This window comes from Kitasatospora sp. NPDC101235 (assembly GCF_044767505.1).
Classification (GTDB): domain Bacteria; phylum Actinomycetota; class Actinomycetes; order Streptomycetales; family Streptomycetaceae; genus Kitasatospora.
The window spans coordinates 182,946-205,209 of record NZ_JBIWNZ010000016.1 but is presented as its reverse complement, the minus strand read 5'-3'; the positions used below and the strand labels follow the sequence as shown (position 1 = coordinate 205,209).

At 75.1% G+C, this 22,264-nt stretch carries 14 protein-coding genes, 2 tRNA genes and 1 pseudogene; 12 read left to right on the top strand and 5 right to left on the bottom strand.

Annotation, left to right across the window (positions count from 1 at the left end):
- Nucleotides 1-199: 199 nt before the first annotated feature.
- Together ACIRRH_RS25880 and ACIRRH_RS25875 are read right to left on the bottom strand one after the other, a co-directional pair.
- A pseudogene (locus ACIRRH_RS25880) lies at nucleotides 200-1,489 on the bottom strand (SpoIIE family protein phosphatase); the annotation flags it as partial.
- A gap of 182 nt (nucleotides 1,490-1,671) precedes the next feature.
- Nucleotides 1,672-3,117: an NAD(P)/FAD-dependent oxidoreductase gene (locus ACIRRH_RS25875; RefSeq protein ID WP_403071837.1), complete on the bottom strand. Its 1,446-nt coding sequence runs from the start codon at nucleotides 3,115-3,117 to the stop codon at nucleotides 1,672-1,674.
- A gap of 478 nt (nucleotides 3,118-3,595) precedes the next feature.
- On the opposite strand from ACIRRH_RS25875, the gene ACIRRH_RS25870 reads away from it, so the two are divergent.
- Together ACIRRH_RS25870 and ACIRRH_RS25865 are read left to right on the top strand one after the other, a co-directional pair.
- Nucleotides 3,596-4,486 carry a TetR/AcrR family transcriptional regulator gene (locus ACIRRH_RS25870; protein WP_403071834.1) on the top strand — a complete coding sequence of 297 codons (891 nt, stop codon included), beginning with the start codon at nucleotides 3,596-3,598 and terminating at the stop codon, nucleotides 4,484-4,486.
- A 337-nt stretch (nucleotides 4,487-4,823) separates the two neighbouring features.
- Nucleotides 4,824-7,061, top strand: a complete 2,238-nt coding sequence (locus ACIRRH_RS25865; RefSeq protein ID WP_403071831.1) for a sigma-70 family RNA polymerase sigma factor — start codon at nucleotides 4,824-4,826, stop codon at nucleotides 7,059-7,061.
- Between the two features lie 116 nt (nucleotides 7,062-7,177).
- Here ACIRRH_RS25865 and ACIRRH_RS25860 read toward each other — a convergent pair whose 3' ends face one another.
- The 3 genes from ACIRRH_RS25860 to ACIRRH_RS25850 form a co-directional block, all read right to left on the bottom strand.
- Nucleotides 7,178-7,882 carry a DsbA family oxidoreductase gene (locus ACIRRH_RS25860; RefSeq protein WP_403071828.1) on the bottom strand — a complete coding sequence of 235 codons (705 nt, stop codon included), beginning with the start codon at nucleotides 7,880-7,882 and terminating at the stop codon, nucleotides 7,178-7,180.
- Nucleotides 7,883-7,984: 102 nt separating this feature from the next.
- Entirely contained in the window at nucleotides 7,985-8,506 is a 522-nt protein-coding gene (locus ACIRRH_RS25855) for a universal stress protein (RefSeq protein WP_403071825.1), read from the bottom strand.
- Nucleotides 8,507-8,752: 246 nt separating this feature from the next.
- Nucleotides 8,753-10,888: an asparagine synthase-related protein gene (locus ACIRRH_RS25850; protein ID WP_403071823.1), complete on the bottom strand. Its 2,136-nt coding sequence runs from the start codon at nucleotides 10,886-10,888 to the stop codon at nucleotides 8,753-8,755.
- Nucleotides 10,889-11,703: 815 nt separating this feature from the next.
- Between ACIRRH_RS25850 and ACIRRH_RS25845 the strand changes: the two genes are divergently transcribed.
- From ACIRRH_RS25845 to ACIRRH_RS25800, 10 genes are all read left to right on the top strand, one after another.
- On the top strand, nucleotides 11,704-13,131 hold the full coding sequence (locus ACIRRH_RS25845; protein ID WP_403071821.1) for an MFS transporter: 1,428 nt from the start codon (nucleotides 11,704-11,706) through the stop codon (nucleotides 13,129-13,131).
- Between the two features lie 81 nt (nucleotides 13,132-13,212).
- Nucleotides 13,213-13,276: transfer RNA gene (locus tag ACIRRH_RS25840), tRNA-OTHER, on the top strand.
- A 422-nt stretch (nucleotides 13,277-13,698) separates the two neighbouring features.
- Nucleotides 13,699-15,276 (top strand): TROVE domain-containing protein, encoded by a 1,578-nt coding sequence (locus ACIRRH_RS25835; RefSeq protein WP_403071818.1) that lies wholly within the window; start codon nucleotides 13,699-13,701, stop codon nucleotides 15,274-15,276.
- Nucleotides 15,277-15,306: 30 nt separating this feature from the next.
- Entirely contained in the window at nucleotides 15,307-16,380 is a 1,074-nt protein-coding gene (gene lhgO, locus ACIRRH_RS25830) for an L-2-hydroxyglutarate oxidase (protein ID WP_403071816.1), read from the top strand.
- A gap of 79 nt (nucleotides 16,381-16,459) precedes the next feature.
- Complete coding sequence (gene trmB / locus ACIRRH_RS25825; protein ID WP_403071813.1) at nucleotides 16,460-17,290, top strand: tRNA (guanosine(46)-N7)-methyltransferase TrmB; 831 nt, start codon at nucleotides 16,460-16,462, stop codon at nucleotides 17,288-17,290.
- A 283-nt stretch (nucleotides 17,291-17,573) separates the two neighbouring features.
- A complete protein-coding gene (locus ACIRRH_RS25820) occupies nucleotides 17,574-18,779 on the top strand; it encodes a PrsW family intramembrane metalloprotease (protein ID WP_403071810.1) in 1,206 nt (401 codons plus the stop codon).
- A gap of 50 nt (nucleotides 18,780-18,829) precedes the next feature.
- Nucleotides 18,830-18,903, top strand: a tRNA-Met gene (locus ACIRRH_RS25815).
- Between the two features lie 191 nt (nucleotides 18,904-19,094).
- Entirely contained in the window at nucleotides 19,095-19,880 is a 786-nt protein-coding gene (locus tag ACIRRH_RS25810; RefSeq protein ID WP_403071807.1) for a hypothetical protein, read from the top strand.
- Between the two features lie 522 nt (nucleotides 19,881-20,402).
- Entirely contained in the window at nucleotides 20,403-21,515 is a 1,113-nt protein-coding gene (locus tag ACIRRH_RS25805) for a hypothetical protein (protein ID WP_403071804.1), read from the top strand.
- Nucleotides 21,516-21,959: 444 nt separating this feature from the next.
- Nucleotides 21,960-22,220, top strand: a complete 261-nt coding sequence (locus tag ACIRRH_RS25800) for a DUF397 domain-containing protein (RefSeq protein ID WP_403071802.1) — start codon at nucleotides 21,960-21,962, stop codon at nucleotides 22,218-22,220.
- Nucleotides 22,221-22,264: the final 44 nt, after the last annotated feature.

Here is a 22,264-nt window from a genome sequence, read left to right as displayed (position 1 = left end):
GATAAAACGCGCACACCGAATACGCACCAGGCCGCGACGTGAAAACGACGAAGCGACCCGGCCCGAACCGGGAAGTGGTGTTTCAGAGGATTGGCTACCCCGGGACCGTCCGCGCAGCTGCGTGTCCGGTGCTCCCTGCCAGGCAGCTCGAAGAACACTAGACCTTTGGCCTCGCCGAGTCAACCGGCGCAACCGAATTCTCGGCCCCCTCCTCCAGCGGCAGCTGGAAGGCCAGGACGGCGACGTCGTCGTCGTGCTCGGAGGTCACGCCCATCGCCCGCAGCAACCGGGCGCAGATCACCTCGGGGGCACCGACCGCACCGGTCAGGGTGCGGGCCAGGAGGTCGAGGCCCTGGTCGATGTCCTCGTCGCGGCGCTCGACCAGTCCGTCGGTATAGAGGACACCGGTCGTACCGGGGAGCAGGCGCAGGGTGTGGGAGACGTGCAGGCCGCCGCCGGTGCCGAGCGGCGGGCCGTTCTGTTCCTCGCTGCGCAGGATGGTGCCGTCCGGGCAGCGCAGCAGCACGGGGAGGTGTCCGGCGGAGGCGTAGGAGAGGGTGCGGCACTGCGGGTCCCAGACGGCGTAGGTGCAGGTGGCGATCTGGTTGGCGTCGATCTCCATGGCGAGGCCGTCGAGCAGGCGCATCACCTCGTGCGGGGGCAGGTCGAGGCGGGCGTAGGCGCGGACGGCGGTCCGCAGCTGGCCCATGACGGCGGCGGCACGCAGGCCGCGGCCCATGACGTCGCCGATGACGAGTGCCGTGCGCCCGCCGTCGATGGCGATGACGTCGTACCAGTCGCCGCCGACCGCGGCCTCGGCGCCGCCCGGCTGATAGGTGGCGGCGACCCGCAGGCCGGCCGGCTGGTCGAGCTTCTGCGGAAGCAGGCTGCGCTGGAGGGTGACCGCGGCCTCGCGCTGGCGCCGTTCGGCTTCGCGCAGGCGGGCGGCGGCGAGGACCTGGTCGGTGACCTCGGCGGCGAAGATCAGCACTCCGGCAGGCGGCCCTTCGGCGGCGTCGCTGTTCTCCCCGGTTCCGAGCGGGACGCAGGACACGTTGTAGTAGCGGTTGCCGGTGAGGCCGAGGATGCAGCGGGCCTTGACGCTGCGCGGGCGGCCGCCGCGGATGACCTGGTCCATCAGCGGCAGGACGCCCATGCTGCCGAGTTCGGGGAGGGCCTCGGCGGCGGGCAGGCCGGTGGGGCGGTCGCCGAAGAGGTCGCGGTAGGCCCGGTTGGCGTAGCCGAGCTGGTGGAGCGGACCGTAGGTGACGGCGACCGGAGCGGGGATGCGGTTGAGGACCTCGCGCAGGTTCTGCGGCTTCTGCGGGTCGAGGAGCTCGGCGCCGGCGGCGGGGCCGGCCGGGTCGCGGGGGCCGGGCACGACGACGCCGTCGGGGCAGGGCGCACCGTCCTCGGTGCCGGTCCCGTTGGGCGGGACGGCACGCCGGGGGACTCCGGTGAGCCGGGCGCTCCAGCGCATGAGGTTCAAACGACGGCCGCTTCCTCGTTTTCCAGGCATATCATCACTTTTTGTGCGCACAGCAGCACACGGGGTAATGACCAGGTCGGGCTGATCCTGTCAGGCGGAGGCCCGGTTCCGGAAGTCGCGCGCCCGGCGTGGCCGTCCGAGCCGCCCTCCGGTCGGCCGCCGGCCCGGGTCGGCGGGTGCGGTCACCGGGGAGCATCCGGTCCGGCGTCGGACGGCCGCCCGGACCTCGGGTCGAACCCTCCCTCGAATGCCGAACGCGGGTGCTCCATCGCGCCCAGCGAGACCACCTCGCGGGAGAACACCCCGCCGAGCACCCAGTCCATCAGCACCCGCACCCGGCGCTCGGCGCTCGGCAGCCGCCGCAGGTGCCGCGCCCGGTGCAGCCACCAGGCCCGGCGGCCGGTGAGCCTGCCGCCGCGCCTGGTGTGCGCGACGGCCCGGTGCGGACCGAGCGAGGTCGAGCAGGCGGCGGGGCCGGGCCGGTAGTCGGCCAGAGCCGGGGAGTGCGGCCCGCCGTCCAGGGCCACCACGACGTTGCGGGCGAGCAGTTCGGCCTGGGCGAAGGCGTGCTGGGCGTTGGGCGCGCAGGGGGCGCCGTCCGCGTTCGGGTCCGGTACGGCGGCGCAGTCGCCGGCCGCCCAGACCCCGGGCAGGGCGCGTCCGTCCGGTCCGACGGCCTGCAGGGTCGCCAGACATCGCACCCGGCCGAGGGTGTCCAGCGGCAGGTCGGTCTCGCGCAGCAGCGGGGACGGCCGGACGCCCGCCGTCCAGACCAGGGTGCGGGCGCCGAAGCGGCTGCCGTCGGAGAGCGCCACGACCCGGTCGGCGGCCGACTCCAGGGTGGTGCGCAACCGGATGTCGACGCCGCGTTCGCGCAGTTCGCCGAGGGTGTGCTCGGCGAGCTCGGGCGACTCCTCGGCGAGGATCCGGCCGGTCGCCTCGACCAGGACCCAGCGCAGGTCCTCGGCGCGGACGTTGTGGTAGCCGCGCACGGCGGTGCGGACCATGTCCTCCAGTTCGGCGAGCGCGCCGACGCCCGCGTAGCCGGCGCCGACGAAGACGAAGGTGAGCGCGGACTGGCGCAGCGCCGGGTCGCGGGTGGCGGAGGCGAGGTCGAGCTGTTCCAGGACGTGGTTGCGCAGGCCCACCGCCTCACCGACGGTGGAGAAGCCGAGGCCGTGTTCGGCGAGGCCGGGCACGGGCGCCGTGCGGGAGACCGAGCCGGGGGCCACCACGAGGATGTCGTAGGGCAGTTCGACGGGGGCGGGGGGTTCTCCCGGGCCCGCGGCGTCGGCCAGTGCGCACCGGGAGGCGTGTTCGATCCGGGTGATCCGGGCGGTGAGCACCCGGCAGTCCGGCAGGACCCGGCGCAGCGGGACCACCACGTGTCTCGGGTCGATCGAGCCGGCCGCCACCTCGGCCAGCAGCGGGTGGTAGGTGAAGTAGGCCTGGGGCTCGACGACGGTGATCTCCACCTCGCCGCGCCGCAGCCGTTCCCGCAGGGCGCGCTGGAGGTGGAGTGCGGCGGCCGTTCCGGCGCAGCCGCCGCCGGCGATCAGGATCCTGATGGTGCACCTCCTGCCGAAGCGACGTTTCGTCCCGGCCCCGCGGCCGGGGGTGTCCCCCATCACGCCCCCCTATGAAGGACCGGCGGGGGTCGTCTTGTCCACAGTCCGTACGGGGCTGGTTGCCACACGAGTGACCGTCGTGGCCAGTTGTGCTTACTGGGCGACTTTCTGACGCACTTTCGGCCTCGGAGAGTGGTGAACTATGGTCGGATTGTGTACCGGGGCAGCCGTCGCCATGACAATCGGCGGCGACGCACCGTGGAGCGGCCATTACGGCCAGTTCCAGCGTTGGCGTGAGAACCCGACTGGGGGACAGTCATCCGGGGAAGGGTAGTTCCCGGACAGGGCCCCGGACGGTGCCGACGCGCCGAGCCGGACGTGGACCCGGCACGGCGGCACGAACCGTGGTCACCGGAACGGGACGGGCGGCACGAGCAATGGGTCATCGGGTCATTTCTGACGGGCTGAGCTGCACCGGGGGGTGCAGGGGCGGGCGACGACAGGGTCCGGTTTCGGACGCCTGCGGGGGAGAGTTGGGATGATGGATCAGGAGCAGGTGTTGGGGCGGGTGGGTACACCGCAGGCCGGACCGGGCATGGTCCCCGAGCAGCGCGGTCCGGTGGACCTGCCGCCGCAGAGCGGGCCGGCGCAGGTCGGAATGGTTCATGCCGCCTTCCCGTACCGGGCCGAGGCCGCACCGGCCGCCGCGCCGGTGCCCGGGGCCCGGCTGCGGGTGGACGCCCGGCGGAACCTGGAGAGCGTGCTGCGGGCGGCCCGCGAGGTGTTCGGCGAGTTCGGCTACGGCGCGCCGATGGAGGAGGTCGCACGCCGGGCCGGAGTCGGGGTCGGCACCGTCTACCGGCGCTTCCCGAGCAAGGAGGTGCTGGTCCAGCGGATCGCCGCCGAGGAGGTGGCGTGGCTGACCGCGCAGGCGCGGGAGTCGCTGTACGGCGGCGACGGCGCCTGGGAGGCGCTGGCCGGCTACCTGGCCCGCGCGGTGAGCAGCGGCGCCGGGCGACTGCTGCCGCCGGAGGCGTTCCGGTACGCGGAGGAGCTTGGCCGGGTGCCCGAGCAGCGGGCACCGGAACCGCCCGCGGCGGTCCGCTTCGACCTGCGCGGCGAGGAGGCCCGCTCCGGCGGGGTGGTCGAGCCGTCGGCCGCCGACGCCGATCCCCGGCTGCTGCTCCAGCTGTTGGCCGCCCTGGTGGCGCGGGCCGGTGCGGCGGGCGAACTGCGGCCGGGCGTCACGGTGTCGGACGTGGTGCTGGTGCTGACCGCCTCGGTGCCGGTGCACGCGGTCCGTCCGTCGGTCTCCGTGCCGACGACCGGCGGTTTCTCGCCGATTTCTCCGCAGACGGACGGTCAGCCGGCCGCCGGGCCCTCGGACCGGCTGCTGCAGATCCTGCTGGACGGCCTGCGGGCGCGCTGACGCTCACCGGCCGACCGTCCGCCACGCCCGGCGGGCAGGGGAGTTGGAAGGAAGACCGGCGCGCGGCCCGAGTGCGCGCGCCGGGTGTGGGAGCCGCACACCCCATCGCCGCACGCTGGGCGAACGCATCCGCGGTGGCCCCTCGGAGGAGTGGAAGGCGGCCGGTCCGGCTACCGCAGGCCCCTGCGCTATGCCATCCTTTGCCCGTGGTTGGAGCCAATGTCCCGATGCGCGCCGTTCGCGCGCCGTCGGCGCCGTACGCCGGGGAACCGAGCGCCTGCGCGCTCCCGCGCGCCCTGCCACACTACGGGGGCTGTCGTGGAGTCTGGGGTCCGTTGTGAGCGCCGAGGAACAGAACGACTACGGGTACGGCCTCGACTTCGGAGGCCGCTCCGGTGATTCCGCCGAAGGGTCCGGCGCGGGCCCGTGCAGTCTCGGCAGTGCCGGCGGAACGGCCCAAGTGCCGGGCGCCGCAGCGGGTTCGGCCGCCGGACACGTCCCCGACCAGGCCGGGATGCCCAGCCGCGAGACGCTCTCCGCCTCCGCCGCCGCGCTGCCCCCGGGCCGGGTGCCCGGGCAGGCCCCGGCGGGCCGGGGCGGCGTCGCCCCCGAGGCGTTCGTCGGCGAACCGTTCCCCGGCGACGGCCGGACCGCCCGGCCGACCGTGCCCGCCCCCGCTGATCCGGTGGACAGCGAGCGCCCCTCCTCCGACGCCGAGTTGACCGCCCGGGTGCGGGCCGGCGACGACACCGCGTACGAGGAGATCTACCGTCGGCACGCCGACTCGGTGCGCCGCTACGCGCGCACCTGCTGCCGGGACAGCTTCACCGCCGAGGACCTCGCGGGCGAGGTGTTCGCCCGCACGCTGCAGGCGCTGCGGGCGGGCAAGGGCCCGGAGTTCGCCGTCCGCGCGTACCTGCTGACCGCCGTACGCAACGTCGCCGCCGCCTGGCACCGCAGCGAGCGGCGCGAACAACTCGTGGACGACTTCGCCGTGTTCGCGCAGACCTCGGCCGCCGTGGTCGACGTCGACCTCGCCGACCCGGGCGCCGACGCCTGGGCGATGGCGATGGCCGACCAGCGGATGGTCATGCAGGCCTACGCCGAACTGCCCGAGGACGACCGGGTGGTGCTCTGGCACACCGAGGTCGAGCGGGAGTCCCCGAAGACCGTCGCGGTGATGCTCGGCAAGACCGCCAACGCCACCGCCGTCCAGGCCCACCGGGCCCGCGACCGGCTCGCCGCCGCGTTCCTCCAGGCGCACGTCTCGGGCAGCCAGGACAGGGCGTGCGAGGCCTACGCCAACCGGCTCGGGGCGTACGCGCGAGGCTCGCTGCGCAAGCGAGCCTCGGCGGAGGTCGGCCGGCACCTCAAGGAGTGCGACCGCTGCACGGCCGCCTGCCTGGAACTGAGTGAGATCAACACCGGGCTGCGCGCCCTGCTGCCCGGCGGTGTGCTCGTCTGGATCGGCGTCGGCGGGTTCAGCGCCGCCGCGGCCGCCGTGGGCGGTGCCGCCGCGGTCGGCGGTGCGGCAGCGGCCGGGACGGCCGCCGCGACCTCCGGCTCCTCGGGGGCCGGCGCCGGTGCGGCCGCCGGCTCGACCGGCGCGGCCTCCGGCGGGGGCGGGGCCGGGGGCGCCGCAGTCGGCGAGGGCCTGGGCACCGCCGCCAAGGCCGGGGTCGCCGCCGCCATCGCGGTCGCCGCGGCCGCCGTCGCCGCGTACGCGCTCACCGGCTCGCCCGAGCCGAGTCCCCCGGCGGCCGCTCCCCCGGTCACCAGCGCCCCGGTCGCCGCCTCCCCGGCGCCGCCCGTGGCCGCGACCGTCCCGGCCCCGGCGCCCAGCGCCGCCGATCCGGCCCCGGAGGTGCTCCCGGCGAGCCCCGGCGCCAAGCCGGCCGCCAAGTCCACGCCGACTCCGCCGCCCGCCACCACCCAGGCGCCGGAGCCCGTCATGCCCGCACCCAGCCCGCAGGCGCCGCAGCCGACCGTCGCTCCCCCGGTCGTGCCCGTGCCGACCCTGCCGCCGCTGCCGCCGCTGCCCACGTCCGACGTGCCGGTCATCCCGACGCCCACCCTGCCGCCGGTGCCGACCCCGACCGTCAGCACGCCGACGCCGCCCGTACTCAGCGACTTCTGGGGCGACTCGCTGCCCGTCCTCAAGCCGGGCAACAACCGGGTGCCGCCGCCCGAGCCGAGCATCCGGCAGAAGGGCAGCGACAAGTTCTGGCAGCGTGACGGCGGCTGGATCGGCGGCGACTACCACCCGCACGCGATCACCGTGCACGCCCCGGCGACCACCGTGATCGACCTCAACCGCAGTTGCACGTCCTTCGACGCGGTGGTCGGGGTGGACGACGCCACGCTCTCGCCGGGCAGGGTCGTCTTCTCCGTCCAGGGCAGCGACGGCACCACCCTGTGGCGCTCCCGCGCGCTGGCCGTCGGCGACGACGCGGTGCCGGTGCACGTGCCGCTGGCCGGGCAGAAGTCGGTCAAGCTGGTGGTCACACCGGTGAACGGGATCTGGTCGGCGCTGAACGTCGCGGACTGGGCCCAGGCCCGCTTCCGCTGCTCGTGACGGGGGCTCGCTCCGGGCGCTCATGCCGGAGCCCGCTCCAGGGCCCCCTGGAGCGGGCCTCGGGTCCGCGCGGCCGACACGGAATGCACGGCCGACGCGGAGTGTGCGACCGGCCGTCAGATGGCGCAGGAGCCGTCCGCGCAGGCCTCCCCGGCCGGGGCGACCTGCACCGGGGCGGGGCGGCGCTCGCCGATCTCGGCGGCGACCTGCTCCAGCACCTTGCGGAAGGTCGCGGCGTCCTGGCCGCCCTGAACCGCCCACTTGCCCTCGAAGACGAAGGTCGGCACGGCGTTGATGCCCAGCTCCCGGCCCTCGGCCAGCTGGGCGTTGACCTCGGCGGTGCCCTCGTCGCCCGCCAGGTAGGCGGTCACCCGGTCCCGGTCCAGGCCGGCCGACACGGCGACGTCGGTCAGTGCGGCGCGGTCGCCGACGTCGACGCCGTCGGTGAAGTGCGCCTTCAGCAGCGCCTCCTTCAGCCGCCCCTGGGCGGCCGGGCCGTACTCGGCCTCGGCGAGGTGCAGCAGGCGGTGGCCCAGGAAGGTGTTGGCGTGCAGCGCGGCGTCGAAGTCGTACGTGATGCCCTCGGCGAGGCCCAGCTCCGCCACCCGGGCGTCCATCGCCACCGACTGCGGGCCGTAGCGCTCGGCCAGCCAGGCACGGTGCGGGCTCGCCGTCGCGGGAGCGTCCGGGACCAGCTGGTACGGGCGGTAGACGACCTCGACCCGCTCCTTGCCCGGGAAGTCCGCCAGGGCCTGCTCGAAACGGCGCTTGCCGATGTAGCACCAGGGACAGGCGATGTCGGACCAGATCTCGACCTTCATGCGGGTGGCTCCAGGGGGCGTCTTGTCAGATGTGTGCAAGATGGGTGAACGATGAACCATCTCGGGACATTCCCGGCACCCCGTGGGTGTCCTCCCGGCCGGTCAGGCCGCGGGCGGCGCCGGGACCACCAGCACCGGGCAGGCCGCGTGGTGCACGACCGCCGAGCACACCGAACCCAGCAGCAGCCGGGCGAAGCCGCCGTTGCCCCGGGTGCCGATCACCAGCGTGTGCTGCCGGGCCGCCGCCTCCAGCAGCACCTCGATCACATTGCCCAGCACCACGTGCAGCGACAGCTCCCCCGCGTACGGCGCGGAACGCTGGCGCTGCACGGCGGCCACCGAGCGGCGCAGCCCGTCCGCCATGCTCTCGACCAGCGTCTCCACGCTCTCCCGCACCAGCTCCGCCATCCCCGGCGGGTAGCCGGCCGGCGCCGGGTTGACCACGGCGAGCACGTACAGCGGCAGCCCGAACCGCTCGGCCTCCGTCATCGCCCGGTCCAGCGCCCACAGCGACCCGTCCGACCCGTCGCACGCCGCCAGCACCCCCGGCGGGCGCCCCGCCGGCGGACGCCCGAGCACCGACAGCACGACCGGCACATCCCGCCCCGCGCTCCCAGCGGCCACCGCACGTCCTCCTCGCCCCGGATCCACACCCCCGTCATCATCACCGCCCCGCCGATCCGGGCCCGGCAACCGCGCCGCAGGGCGGGGAGGAGGGGGGTGGAGAAGGCGGAGAAGTCGCGTGCGCCGGAGCACGCTCCGGGAGTCAGGGGGACGGCCGGGGCCGGGGTTGCCGGTCGGGGGCCGGCCGGAGTCCGCAGACCGCATCGTGGCAACGCAGAGCCACGCGCCGCGGCGACGGGACCGGACTCACGAGGTGAGGGCCGGCTGGCGGGGGCTGGGCAGGCCCGTCCAGCAGGCGCCGTGGCGGCGGGCGCGGATGCGGCGGAGCCAGAGTTCGGTGGAGACGAGGTCGGCGAGGCCGGCGAGGGCGGAGGGGGACAGGGGGCTGGTGGGGTCGGCGGACCGGGCGAGGCCGGCGCGGACGGCGGGCAGGTCGATGAGGCCGGCGTCGGCGAGCAGCGGGGCGTCGAAGAGTTCGGCGAGCCCGTCGGCGGCGAGGCGCAGGCCCGCGCGGGCGGGTGCGGTGCGGTCGGGGCGGGGGCCGCGGCCCCAGTCGGGGGGCAGGTCGGTGCGGCCGGCGCCGGTGAGGACGGCGTGCAGGAGGGCGTGCCGGGCGCCGGGCTGGAGGCGAACGTCGTCGGGCAGCAGCCGGGCGGCGCGCACCACCTGGTTGTCGAGGAAGGGCGCGTGCAGCCGCTGTCCGGGCTGTTCGGCGGCGTGCACGAGCGTGCGGAAGGAGCGCGCCTGCCGGTAGAGGGCGTGCCGGGCCCGGTGCGCGCCGGGATGTTCCTCGGGCGCCGGTTTGCGCGCCGCCAGGCGGAGCCGTAGTGCGACCGAGGAGAGCGCCTCGTCGGAGAGCCAGCGGGCGGCCGGGCCGGGCACGCACCAGGCGAGGTCGACGGCCGAGCGGGCCCCCGCCGTGTCGGCGCCGTCCGGGACGTGGCGGGCGGTCAGCTTGGCGGCCGCCTCGTCCAGCGCCTCGGCGTAGCGGACCCGGGAGAGCCGGTGGGCGGCCCGGAGCACGGTGAGCGGGGTGCGCAGCGTGCCGGTGAGGACGCCCGCGGCCGCCCGGTCGGCGCCGGCCAGCGCGACGACCGGGGGCAGGAGTTCGCGCGGCCGGCCGGCCCGGATGAGGTCCGCGAGCCGGGCCGGGTGCCCGTCCAGGACCTGGCGGGCGCCGTAGCCGGTGAGGTGGTCGGTGCCGCCGGCGTCGAAGCGGGCCTCGGCCCGGGCGGCGGCGACGAGTTCGGGCCCGGGCTCGTCGGTGAGCCGGCCGGCCTGCGGGTCGGTGCCCGGTCCGGCGTACGGGAGGGTGTCCGGGCCGGGGTCGAGCACGGTGTGCCGCAGCCGCGGGGTGTCGGGGGCGAGCACGAGGCCGGCCGGGGGCTCGGTCTCGCCGAGCGTGACGGCGGCCAGCTGCTCGGGGGCGGCGGGTTCCGGGGCGGTGGCGCGGGCCCAGGAGCCCTTGACCGCGCCGCTCCTGGCCCCGGCGGTGGCCGCCCGGGCCGCCGCGGTGGCCGCGGGCACCGGTGGCAGCGGGACGGCGGCGGCGAGCAGCGCGACGGTCGCGGAGGCCGTCCCGTACGAGAGGTCGACGCCGAGTCGGGCCCGCCCGGCCGGGTCGGGGACCGGGGCGGTGGTGCGGACCCGGGAGCGGACGGACTCCAGCAGGGCGCGGGTGAGTTCGCGGACGGCGGGCGCCTCGTCGCGCGGCTGCTCGGCGCCGGCCGGATCGTCGTAGCCGGACAGGTACGGGCGGCCGCCGCGGATGCCGAGCACGTGGCCGGGCGGCACCCGCTGGACGTCCAGGTACGGGGTGCCGGTGCCGAGCGCCTCGGGGGACTCGGGGCAGGCGAGCCGGGCGGCGAGGTGGCCGGTGTCCAGCGCGGCGCCGACCAGGTCGGCGAGCGGCAGGGCCGCGGTGGCGTACGCGGTGCCGCCGGCCCACGGGGTGTGGAAGACGGGCTGGGCGCCGGCGAGGTCGGTGAGCAGCAGGGTGGAGCGGATGCCGGAGCGCAGCACGACGGTGTAGCTGCCGGGCCAGGTGGTCAGGTGGCGGACGGCGCCGCCGCGGGCGGCGGCGAGGCCGGCGGCGAGCTCGGCGTCGGTGGCGCCGCAGTGGCCGAGGACGGCGAGCCGGGAGGTGGCGGGGGTGTCCTCGACCTGGTCGGGGGCGGTGGGGCCGGTGCTGACCACGGCCGCGGTGCCGGGACGGAGGGTGACCAGGCGGATCTCCGTGGGGCGCCAGTCGCCCACGGCCCAGAGCGGGTCGGGCCCGGTCCACAGGGGGCGCGCGGCGATCGGCTCGATCCTGCCGAGCGCCTCGTACGCCGGGGTTCCCGCGCTCGGCGCGCCCGTGCACCAGCCCGTCAGCCACCGCATCGTGCCTCCACCGGACGAGGACCTGCATCCCTGCGGCGCGTTCGCCGCCCGCCGGGCGGCCGGGTGGTGTGCCGTGGCGGCCCGTGCGCGTCCCGACGTGCCCTCGCAGCTCGACGCGCCGTCAGGAGACATCGTGCCACCGCGGGACGTCGCCGTGGTCGGTGTTCCGGGTTCCGCTCCCGTTCGGACCGGTCGCTCGACGGTCACTGCGGCCGCGCGGGCCGACGAGGGGGCGCTCGCGGGCGCGCTCCGGGCCCGGGGCCCCTCCGGCACCCGATCACTGCGGGTGGGCAAGTTCCTTGATCCGCTGGGGAGTTCGATCTTCACGGCGCTCCGGGGGGTGGGCGGGCCGGACCTCCCCCTCCCCGGCCCGGACCGCCCGCGAACACCTTTGGCATGGGCATCGCGAGATGGCCGAAAGGCGTCGCCCAGCCCGGGAGGGCATCCGCATGCCCTCCCGGACTTCACCGCCGCCCGCGGGGATTGAGGCGACGGCGTCCCCCGGCCCGCCGGGTCCTCGACGGCAGGCCGACCCACGACCACCAGCGAATCGCCGACCAGCCGGTCGGGCCAGGGAGCACGGCCGGGCGCACGTGAACACGGGACCGGAGCACGACGCTCCGGCGCGCGGTGCGGTCGGCCGGATCCGAGTGGTCCGGACCAACTCCGGTGCGGCACCGCCGAGTGCGCGATCCCGCCATCCGGAATGCGACCTCTTAACCGTCGGAACGCGTCCGACTACGCTAGGTACAGCAGCTACGGCCCGGTGCCGCCCGGGCCCCGCGCACAAGGCCGCAGGAGGTGCCGCCGCCACCATGACCGTCAGCCCACGTGGACCGAACGAACGGCTCGGCACGCTCCTGACCCTCGCCCAGATCAGCAACGCCGGACTGGCCCGCCGGGTCAACGACCTCGGCGCCCAGCGCGGGCTGACCCTGCGGTACGACAAGACCTCGGTGGCCCGCTGGGTCAGCAAGGGCATGGTGCCGCAGGGCCCCGTCCCGCACCTGATCGCCACCGCGATCGGCGGCAAGCTCGGCCGGCCCGTCCCGCTGGAGGAGATCGGCCTGGGCGACACCGACCCGGCGCCCGAACTCGGCCTGGCCTTCCCGCGCGAGGTCGCCGACGCCGTCCGCTCCGCGACCGACCTGTGGCGGGTCGACCTCGACCTGCGCCGGGGCCCCGGCGGCGGCCGCTGGAGCGACAGCCTGGCCGGCACCTTCTCGGTCGCCGCCTACGCGACCCCCGTCTCCCGCTGGCTGATCACCCCGGCGGACGGCTCGGTGGCCCGCGAGGCGCCGCGCTCCCCCAGCGACGCCTCCTCCTACCGGGTCGGCCACTCGGACGCCGCCAAGCTCCGCGAGGCCGCCCAGGAGGCCCGCCGCTGGGACTCCAAGTACGGCGGCGGGGACTGGCGTTCGTCGATGGTGCCGGAGTGCCTGCGGGTGGAGGCGGCGCCGCTGCTGCTCGCCTCGTACAGCGACGCGGTCGGCCGGGCCCTGTTCGGGGCCACCGCCGAACTGACCAGACTGGCCGGCTGGATGGCCTTCGACACCGGACAGCACGAGGCCGCCCAGCGCTACTACATCCAGGCGCTGCGGCTCGCCCGGGCCGCCGCCGACGTGCCGCTCGGCGGCTACGTGCTGGCCTCGATGAGCCTCCAGGCGGGCTACCGGGGCTTCGCCGAGGAGGCGGTCGACCTCGCCCAGGCCGCGCTGGAGCGCAACCGGGGCCTGGCCACCGCCCGCACCATGAGCTTCTTCCACCTGGTGGAGGCCCGGGCCCAGGCCAAGGCCCGCAATGCGGCGGCGTGTGCGACGGCGCTCGGCGCGGCGGAGAGCGCGCTCGAACGGGCGCGCGCCGGGGACCCCGATCCGGCCTGGATCGACTTCTACGCCTACGACCGGCTCGCCGCCGACGCCGCCGAGTGTTTCCGCGACCTCGGAGTGCCCTCCAAGGTCCGGCAGTTCACCCGCGAGGCGCTGGCCACGCCCACCGAGGGCTTCGTCCGCTCGCACGGCCTGCGGCTGGTGGTCTCGGCGATGGCCGAGGCGGAGGCGGGCGACCTGGACGCCGCGGTCGCCGCCGGCGAGCGCGCCGTCGAGGTGGCCGGCCGGATCTCCTCGCAGCGCAGCCGGGAGTACGTGGTGGAGATGCTCCGGCGGTTGGAACCCTTCCAGGGTGAACGCCGGGTACGGGAGTTGACCGAGCGGGCGCGGGCGGTGATCGTCGCTCCGGCGTGAGCGGACGGGACGGCGCTCCGGCGCCCGACGGTAAATGGAGTGCGGCCACGGGAGGGACCTGGCTAGGGTTTCTCCCGTCCAGGTGCGCAGGCAGAGGTTACTTCCACTCTCAATGGGCAGGTCGCGGGTTCGAATCCCGTCATCGGCTTCGGGCCGGTGTAGCTCAGCGGCCAGAGCAGCTTCGTCACCTCAGCCGCCTTCGATCTCTGGACACCTACACGTGAATAGTTCGTCCGCACCTCCCGGTGCGACGGCGGCGGTTCCTTCTGTGGAGTGCCCCCGGTGGGGCGCTGTGAAGCACCCGTACCGCAGCCGAATGACCGATCTCGGGAGGCAGCGCGCTCCGGAGTGCCCGGTGCGCAGGCGGGGGTTACTTCGGATCTTGCGGTTCCGGGTTCGAGTCCCGGGCGTGCCGTGCGCGAGTGCGGCCGCTAGCTCAATTCGGCAGAGCACAAGGCATACACCCCCGCCGACGTCGGCCGCCCGGCGGCCGGCACGATCTCGGGCACCCCGGCCGCGGCATGCCTCCCTCCCCACTGACACCAGCAGGCCGAGGGGGGCTTCCGCATGTCCAGGTTCAACTTCCGCAAGGCCAAGGCGAGTCCGAGCTCGCCGGTGGCCACCACCGGCCGGCGCACCGTCAACCACAACGGCGGCCCGGGCTTCGTCCGGGACCGCAGGTCCGAGCTCTTCCTGCTCGCGGTCGCCAACATGGTCGGCCAGGACACCTTCCACGAGCGTGGCGGCGAGCGCGACGACCGCTACACCGCGCTGGTGCGCGAACTCGCGGTCGCCGAGCCGGAGTGGACCGTCGGGCTGCTGCGCTGGCTGCGCTACGGCGCCCAGATGCGCACCGCCGCCCTGGTCGGCGCCGCCGAGTTCACCCGCGCCCGGCTGGACGCGGGCGCCCACGGCCACTCCCGGCAGGCCGTCGCGGCGGTGCTGCGGCGCGCCGACGAGCCCGGAGAGCTGCTCGCCTACTGGACCTCGCGCTACGGCCGGGCGCTGCCCAAGCCGCTCAAGCGCGGCGTCGCGGACGCCGTCCAGCGCCTGTACGACGCCCGCTCGCTGCTCAAGTACGACACCGCGGGCAAGGGCTACCGCTTCGGCGACGTGATCGAGCTGACCCACCCCTCGCCGGCCCCGGACAAGGAGTGGCAGGGCGCGCTGTTCGCGTACGCGCTGGACCGCCGGCACCGGCCGGACGAGGCCGTCCCGCCGGCCGCCGACCGGATGCTGACCGCCAACCGCGAGCTGCTGGCGCTGCCCGTCGAGGAGCGCCGGGCGGCGGTGACCGCCGAGGACGGCGCCGAGCGGCTGGCCGCCGCCGGGCTGACCTGGGAGGCGCTGGCGGGCTGGCTGCAGGGGCCGCTGGACGCTGCGGTCTGGGAGGCGGTCATCCCGTCGATGGGTCCGATGGCGCTGGTGCGGAACCTGCGCAACTTCGACCGGGCCGGGGTCTCGGACGCCGTCGCGGCCGAGGTGGCCCGACGGATCTCCGACAAGGGCGAGGTACGGCGCTCGCGCCAGTTCCCGTTCCGCTACCTGGCCGCGTACCGCAACGTGCCCTCGCTGCGCTGGGGGCACGCGCTGGAGACCGCGCTCGGCCACTCGCTGGCGAACGTGCCCGAACTGCCTGGCCGGACGCTGATCCTGGTGGACCGCTCCGGCTCGATGTTCGACCGCTCCGGCGGGCCCACCGAGCTCAACCGGGCGGACTCGACGGCGATCTTCGGCACCGCGCTGAAGGTCCGGGCCGCCGAGGCGGACCTGGTCGAGTTCGGCACCACCAGCCAGGTGGTCGAGGTCGGCCGGGGCGATGCGGTGCTGCGGGTGATGGAACGTTTCTCCAGTCTCGGCGGCACCAACACCGCCGACGCCGTCCGCACCCACTACCGCGGCCACGACCGGGTGGTGATCGTCACCGACGAGCAGACCGGCCCGGGCCGCTGGGGCGGCGATCCCCTCGCCGCCGTCCCGGCCCACGTGCCCGTCTACACCTGGAACCTGGCCGGCTACGCCCCGGGCCACGGCCCCAGCGGCGGCGCCCACCGGCACACCTTCGGCGGCCTGAGCGACGCGGCCTTCCGGCTGATCCCCCTCCTGGAGGCCGGGGCGAACGCCGGCTGGCCCTGGGAGGCGTAGCCCCGGCACCCCTCCGCGGACCAGGTCGACGTGGCGGTGGTGGGCGGCGGGATCCTCGGGCTGGCCACGGCGTACGCGCTGACCCTGGCGCGGCCGGGGCTGCGGCTCGCGGTGCTGGAGAAGGAGGCCGGCTTCGCGGCGCACCAGACCGGGCGCAACAGCGGGGTGATCCACAGCGGCGTCTACTACCGTCCCGGCTCGTACAAGGCCCGGTTCGCCGTCGCGGGCGCCGCCGAGCTGGTGGCGTTCTGCCGCGAGCACGGCATCCCGTACGAGGTGACCGACAAGCTGGTCGTGGCCACCGGCATCTGCGACTTCCCGGCCGTCGCCACCGCGTACGCCCGGCTGGCCCGGGAGGCCGGCGCCGAACTGCGGCCCGGCAGCGAGGTGCTGGCCGCGGCCCGGCGCCGGGACGGGGTGACGCTGCGGACCTCGGCCGGCGAACTGCGCTGCCGGGTGCTGGTGAACTGCGCCGGGCTGCACAGCGACCGGATCGCCCGGCTGGCCGGGGACGACGCCGGGGTGCGGATCGTGCCGTTCCGCGGCGAGTACTACGAACTGGCCGAGCGGCGCCGGGACCTGGTGCGCGGCCTGGTCTACCCGGTGCCCGACCCGGCCTTCCCCTTCCTCGGCGTGCACCTCACCCGGGGCGTCCACGGGGACGTCCACGTCGGCCCGAACGCGGTGCCCGCGCTCGCCCGCGAGGGCTACGACTGGCGCACCGTCCGCCCGCGCGACCTCGCCGGCACCCTGGCCTTCCCCGGCACCTGGCGGATCGCCCGCCGACACTGGCGGTACGAGCTGGGCGAACTGCACCGCTCGCTGTCCAAGCGGGCGTTCACCACGGCCGTCCGGCGGCTGCTGCCCGCCGTCGCCCCGGAGGACCTGGTGCCGGCCGCCGCCGGGGTCCGGGCCCAGGCGGTGGCCCGGGACGGCTCGCTGCTGGACGACTTCGCCTTCGCCGGCTTCGACCCGGACGACCCGCGCTCCCCGCGCCGCGCGGTGCACGTGCTGAACGCGCCCTCGCCCGCCGCCACGGCCTCGCTGCCGATCGGGCGGGAGGTGGCCCGCCGGGCCCTGGCCGCGCTGGAGGCCGGCGGGTGAGCCGAGCGATGGTCGGGCCGATGAGTCCGGTCACAGGCCCGGCCGGAGAGCCCCGACAGCCCCGTAGACTCGGGTGATTGTGACTGCCACCGCCCCGATCCCCCAGCCCTCGCCGTCCGCCCGGCTGTCCGCCGCGCCGGCCGCCTACCCCGCGCCGATGTACCCGCACAAGGCCACCGAGGCCCAGCACCGCGAGCGTCGCATCCGCAGCTTCCAGCCGCGCCGGGGCCGGATGACCAACGCCCAGGCGAGCGCCCTGGACCGGAGCTGGGAGACGTACGGCATCCCCATCGACGGCAGCCCGCTGGACCTGCCGGAGCTGTTCGGCGGCCTGCCGGTGACCCTGGAGATCGGCTTCGGCATGGGCGAGACCACCGCCGCGATGGCCGCCGCCGACCCGGCCATGGGCATCCTCGCCGCCGACGTGCACACCCCCGGCCACGGCAACCTGCTCGGCCTGCTGGAGCGCGACGACTCCCGGAACGTCCGCACGGCCGCCGGCGACGCGGTGATCCTGCTGCGCGACATGCTCCCGGACGCCTCGCTGGCCGGTCTGCGGGTCTACTTCGCCGACCCGTGGCCCAAGCCGAAGCACCACAAGCGCCGGCTGGTCCAGCCCGACTTCCTCGACCTGGTGCTGCCCCGGCTCGCCCCCGGCGCCCTGGTGCACTGCGCCACCGACTGGGAGCCGTACGCGGAGCAGATGCTGGCCGTGCTGTCCGCCTCGCCGGAGCTGGAGAACCTGCACCCCGAGGGTGACGGAACCGGCTGGCTGGAGCCCGCGGACCACCCGGACGGCAGCATTCCCGGCTACGCCCCGAGGCCGGACTGGCGTCCGGTCACCAAGTTCGAACGGGCCGGGATCGCCAAGGGCCACGTCGTCCACGACCTGCTGTTCCGCCGCCGCTGACCCACCCGAGCCGTTCGAACGGGCGGACGCGCGGCGGCCGTGCGGTCGGGCCCGGGACGGACGGTTCGTCCCGAGTCCTCCCGACGGGCCGTCACCGTGGCCTACCCTGTGCCGCATGGGCAGCCCGTCCGGCGGCGGGTTCCGGAGGAACTGTCGGACGACGGTTCGAGCCGCCGCCGACGCACCGGAGACGGTCCCGAGCACCGGCGACACCCGGACCATCCCGGGGCCCCGGAGGCGCCGGGCCGACCGGTTGCTGCCCCGGCCGGGTACCGCGCCCGCCGTGCCGGTCCCGCCCGGGGCGCCCGCCGCCTCCCCCGCCGCGGCCGGGACGCCCGCCGCTCCCGGGGCCCCGCCGGGGCGCAGCCGCTCGGTGGCGCTCTCCTCCGTCACCGCGACCGCCGTGCTGACCCTGATCGGCTGCGGGGTGCTGATCCTGCACCTGGTCCAGCGGCAGACCGGCACGGTCGGGCTGCTGGTCGGCCTGGGCCTGGCGATGGTGCCGCTGCCGTTCGTGCTCGGCGGCCTGGCCTGGCTCAACCTCACCGCCCGGGTGCCGCTGCGGCACACCGTGTTCTGCCTCGGCTGGGGCGCCTGCGCGGCCACCACCGTCGCCATCCTGGCCAACAACTGGACGGCGAGCTACCTGACCCGGCACCGGGGCCCGTTCGGGGAACTGCTCGGTGCCGGGATCGCCACCCCGGTGATCGAGGAGACCGCCAAGGCCACCGCCCTGCTGGTGCTCCTGCTCCCGCTCGGCCGGCGGCTGCGCTGCCACGGCCGCCGCACCGGCCGGCCCTGCGCGCCGCTGCTGCGCCGGTTGCCCACGCCCCGGAGCCCCCGCCCGTACCCGCGCCATCCGGTCGGGCCGCACGCCCGCGGCCGGCTGCGCCCGCACCTGCGGCCACTGCCCTACCTGCGCCCCGCCCCGCCGTCCGGCGCACCGCACCACCGCTCCCGGCCGCGCACCCTGGCCGCCGGGGTGGTGCTCGGCGGGATGACGGCCTGCGGCTTCGCGTTCACCGAGAACGCCCTGTACCTGGGCCGGGCCTTCTCCAGCGACCAGCGGCAGCGGCTGGACAGCATCGGCCTCGGCGACCCGCCCAGCCTGCGCGACTTCGACAGCACCGTGCAGACCTTCGTGCTGCGTGCCCTGCTCTCCCCCTTCGCCCACCCGCTGTTCACCGCGCTCACCGGGATCGGCGTGGCCGTCGCCCTCACCACCGCGCGGCGCTGGCTGGCCCGGCTGGCGGTGCCGGCCGGGCTGCTGCTGGCGATGACGCTGCACGGCACCTGGAACGCCGCGGCCGACCTCGGCACGGACGGCTTCCTGGTGGTGTACGGGGCGCTGATGGTGCCCTGCTTCGCCGCGCTGGTCTGCTTCGCGGCCTGGGCGAGGTGCCGCGCGGCCCGGCACGCGGCGCCCGGCCGACGGCAGTCGCGGCAGCCTCGGCGGGGACCTGGGCGCAGGGCCGCCGAAGGCGTCTGAAGAACCGATTTCCCATCTCGGCGACTTCCACGTATTGTTGTGTTCACCGACGCGGGGTGGAGCAGCTCGGTAGCTCGCTGGGCTCATAACCCAGAGGTCGCAGGTTCAAATCCTGTCCCCGCTACTCAGTAGCAGAAAGGCCCGGAGGACACGTCCTCCGGGCCTTTCGCGTGTCCGGGCGCGAACAGAACACGGTCCTGCCACGAAGCTGTAACGGCGGTCCGTCCGGCGATCACCTGTCAGGTGCCTGAACCATACTGAGGAAAAATTCATCTCATTTGGGGGGCTCGGGCCACCCCGGACAGGAAAAACCACATGTCGTCGAAGCGACTGGTCAGCACCGCCGCGATCTGCCTCGTCCTGGCCGCCGGTACCGCCGCGTGCGGCGGTACCAAGAGCGACGGGAAGGCCGGCGACGCCAAGGCGGGCGCCTCGCAGAAGCTCGACACCGACAAGCTCAGCGCGAAGGACATCGAGAAGCAGGCCAAGGACGCCCTGGCCTCCGCGACCTCCCTCAAGATGGCCGGCAGCATCGGCACCGACGAGGGCCAGATGGAGATGAACCTGTCGCTGGACAACAAGAGCCAGTGCACCGGCACCATGGCGATGCCGGGCATGGGCAAGTTCGAGATCATCAGCGACGGCAAGACCTCGTACGTCAAGCCGGACACCGCCTTCTGGACCAACATGGGCGGCCCGAACGGCGCCAAGGCCGCCGAGCTGTTCAAGGGTCGCTACCTGACCGGCTTCGAGAGCGACCCGTCGATGGGCTCCCTCACCAGCATCTGCAACCTCGCCGAGTTCACCAAGAAGATCGGCTCGGAGGAGGGCACCGGCAACAAGGTCGAGAAGGGCTCCGCCGGCAACATCAACGGTGTGAAGACCTTCAGCCTCAAGGCCACCGACTCCAAGGGCGAGGTCACGACCCTCAACATCGCCACCGAGGGCAAGCCCTACCCGGTGCGGATCGAGAACGCCGGCGCCAAGGACGGCGGCAAGATCGACTTCAGCGAGTTCGACAAGCCGCTGACCATCCAGGTCCCGTCGGCCGAGAACACGATCGACTTCACCAAGTTCAAGGACCAGCTCAAGAGCGCCTGAGCAGCGGATCCGGGCGCCCTGCACGGCTGACTCCGTCGGCCGCGCGGGGCGCCGCGAATAATCCGTTGCCCTTCCTCCGGTGGGCTGCCTATGGTGGCTGCACACTGAAGGGAGGTGATCCTGAATTGAGTTCCATCAGGATGCGTGAGGTGGCTGCTCGCTAGAGCCGCCCCTGCCTGCGCAGGGTGAGGCCCCAGGCCTCCGGCAGGCGAATCCAAAGCAGTCACCCGGCCCGCGGGCTCACCGGTACATCCCCGGTGCCTCGGCGCCTGGCCAGTGCACGGGCCGGCGTCGAAGGAGCAGCCCGCGGGCCGTCTGCGTTCCCGGGGAGCTTCCGGCACGATTCCGGAGGCTCCCCGTGGCGTGTCCGGGGGCTCCACTGTTTCCCGGGGCGCCGTCGTTTCCCGGGGCTCCGCACGTCGTGACGGGAGGCGCGGGGCCGGGACGTTTCCGCGGTGGGGCCGCGGCGCTAGAGTCGGCGCGGGTTCCGGAGCGGAGCGGCGCGGGCACAGGGGGTAGGCGATGGTGAAGGCGCGGCGGCCGGGCGCCGGGGCGGCACGGCGGACGGCGCAGTGGGGCGCCACCGGGGTACTGGCCGGGACGGGCCTGGTCGGGCTGCTGCTGTTCGCGCTCGGCCGGGAACACGCCTGGCAGGCGCTCGGGGGCGGGCTGGTGGTGGTCGGGGCCTCGGTGGTCCTGGGCGGCGGGCTGGGCTTCCTGTTCGGAGTGCCCCGGGTGCGCGGCGGCGGCACCGGTGAGCCGCAGGGCTCGTACGCGCCGAACACCAATCTGGAGCAGGTCTCGGACTGGCTGACCAAGGTGCTGCTGGGTGTCGGGCTGACCCAGCTCGGCTCGCTCGGCGAGCGGCTGCACGACCTCGGTACGGCGCTGGCGCCCGTGCTCGGCGGGGGCGAGGCGGCGGTGCCGTTCGCGGCGGCGCTGGTGCTGTACTTCCTGATCTTCGGCTTCCTGGCCGGCTGGCTGGTGACCCGGCTGGCGCTGCCGCAGGCGCTCACCGAGACCGACCAGGCGCTGGACCTCTTCCTCGCCGGGCAGGACCGCGACCGGCACGGCGACAAGGTGGGCGCGGACGACCTGCGGGTCCGCGCGATGCAGCAGCTCGGGCTGCTGGGCGGCACCACGGAGCGCCCGGCCGCGCTGGTCGGACAGCTGCCGCCCTCCTCCGGTTCACCGGCCGGGCCGGAGGGCGTGGTGGCCGAGGTCCGTTCCACCGCGCGGCGTTCGGCGCTGACCGCCGACCAGGTCCGGGCCCTCTTCGCGGACGGCTCCGAGGGCCGGCGGATCCAGGCGCTCGCGCTGATGCAGGGCGACCCGGCGCTGGCGGACCTGTCGAGCGTGCTGGACGCGATCGAGCACCCGCGCTCGGGCTTCGAGCAGTACCACGCGCTGCTGGCCGCCCGGGGGCTGCTGTCCCGGCTGCCCGCCGCCGGGGCGCAGCGGCTGCGGGACGCGGTGGCGCGGCAGCTGGTCGACCCGCGGGGCATTCCGTACGGGTCGGACCGCAGCTGGCTGGCGGAGAAGATCCTCTCCCGGCTCCCGGCGGCGGCCGTCCTGCCGGAGCAGCAGTCGGCGGCGGGAGTGCCGGCACAACCGGACGCCGGGGGCAACTCCTAGCCGGGTGAGTCCGGTTGCCGGGCCGGGCGGGTGTCAGGGCCTCGGGGAGATGCGGACGGTCCGCTTCACTCTGAAGGGCTGAGTTCGGCCATTTCGCTCATCAAGCGTCCACAGGCGGGCACAGCCTCGGGAGCAACAGCGCACTTGCAGCGAGACCTTGACCGCCCTGCGACCAGGGCAGGAGGGGGTGCGGAGCCGTGAGCACGCCGAAGCAGTACCCGATGGCTTGGAAGTACGGCGGCGATCAGGTCAAGCGTTCTCGCCAACGGGCGGGCGTGACACGGGAACAGTTGGCCGAGGCCTCCCACTCGAAGCGTGGAGAACGGCCGCCTCACGTGCCGCTGGTTTCCGGGCATCTCAGCAGGTCGAGTGACCCGCGAGGTTGAACGCCAAGCTCAGCCCTGAGGAGTCGGCTCGTTTCATCAGCAAGTTGGCGGAGGAGCTATGAGCACCAACCTGACCTGGGTGAAGTCCAGCCACAGCGGGACCGGGGGCGGCAACTGTGTCGAAGTCGCTGTCGCCTGGGTGAAGTCCAGCTACAGCGGAACTGCGGGCGGCGACTGCGTCGAGGTCGCCGCTTGCCCCTCCACCATCCACGTCCGCGACTCCAAGGACAAGACCGGCCCGACCCTCGCCTTCTCCCCCGAGGCGTGGTCCGCGTTCGTCTCGTTCGCGCCCGAAGCTCAAGGGGCGCCCGTCGAGTGACCCTCAATGGAACGGTGAGGTAAACCACCTACCTAACCGGCCCT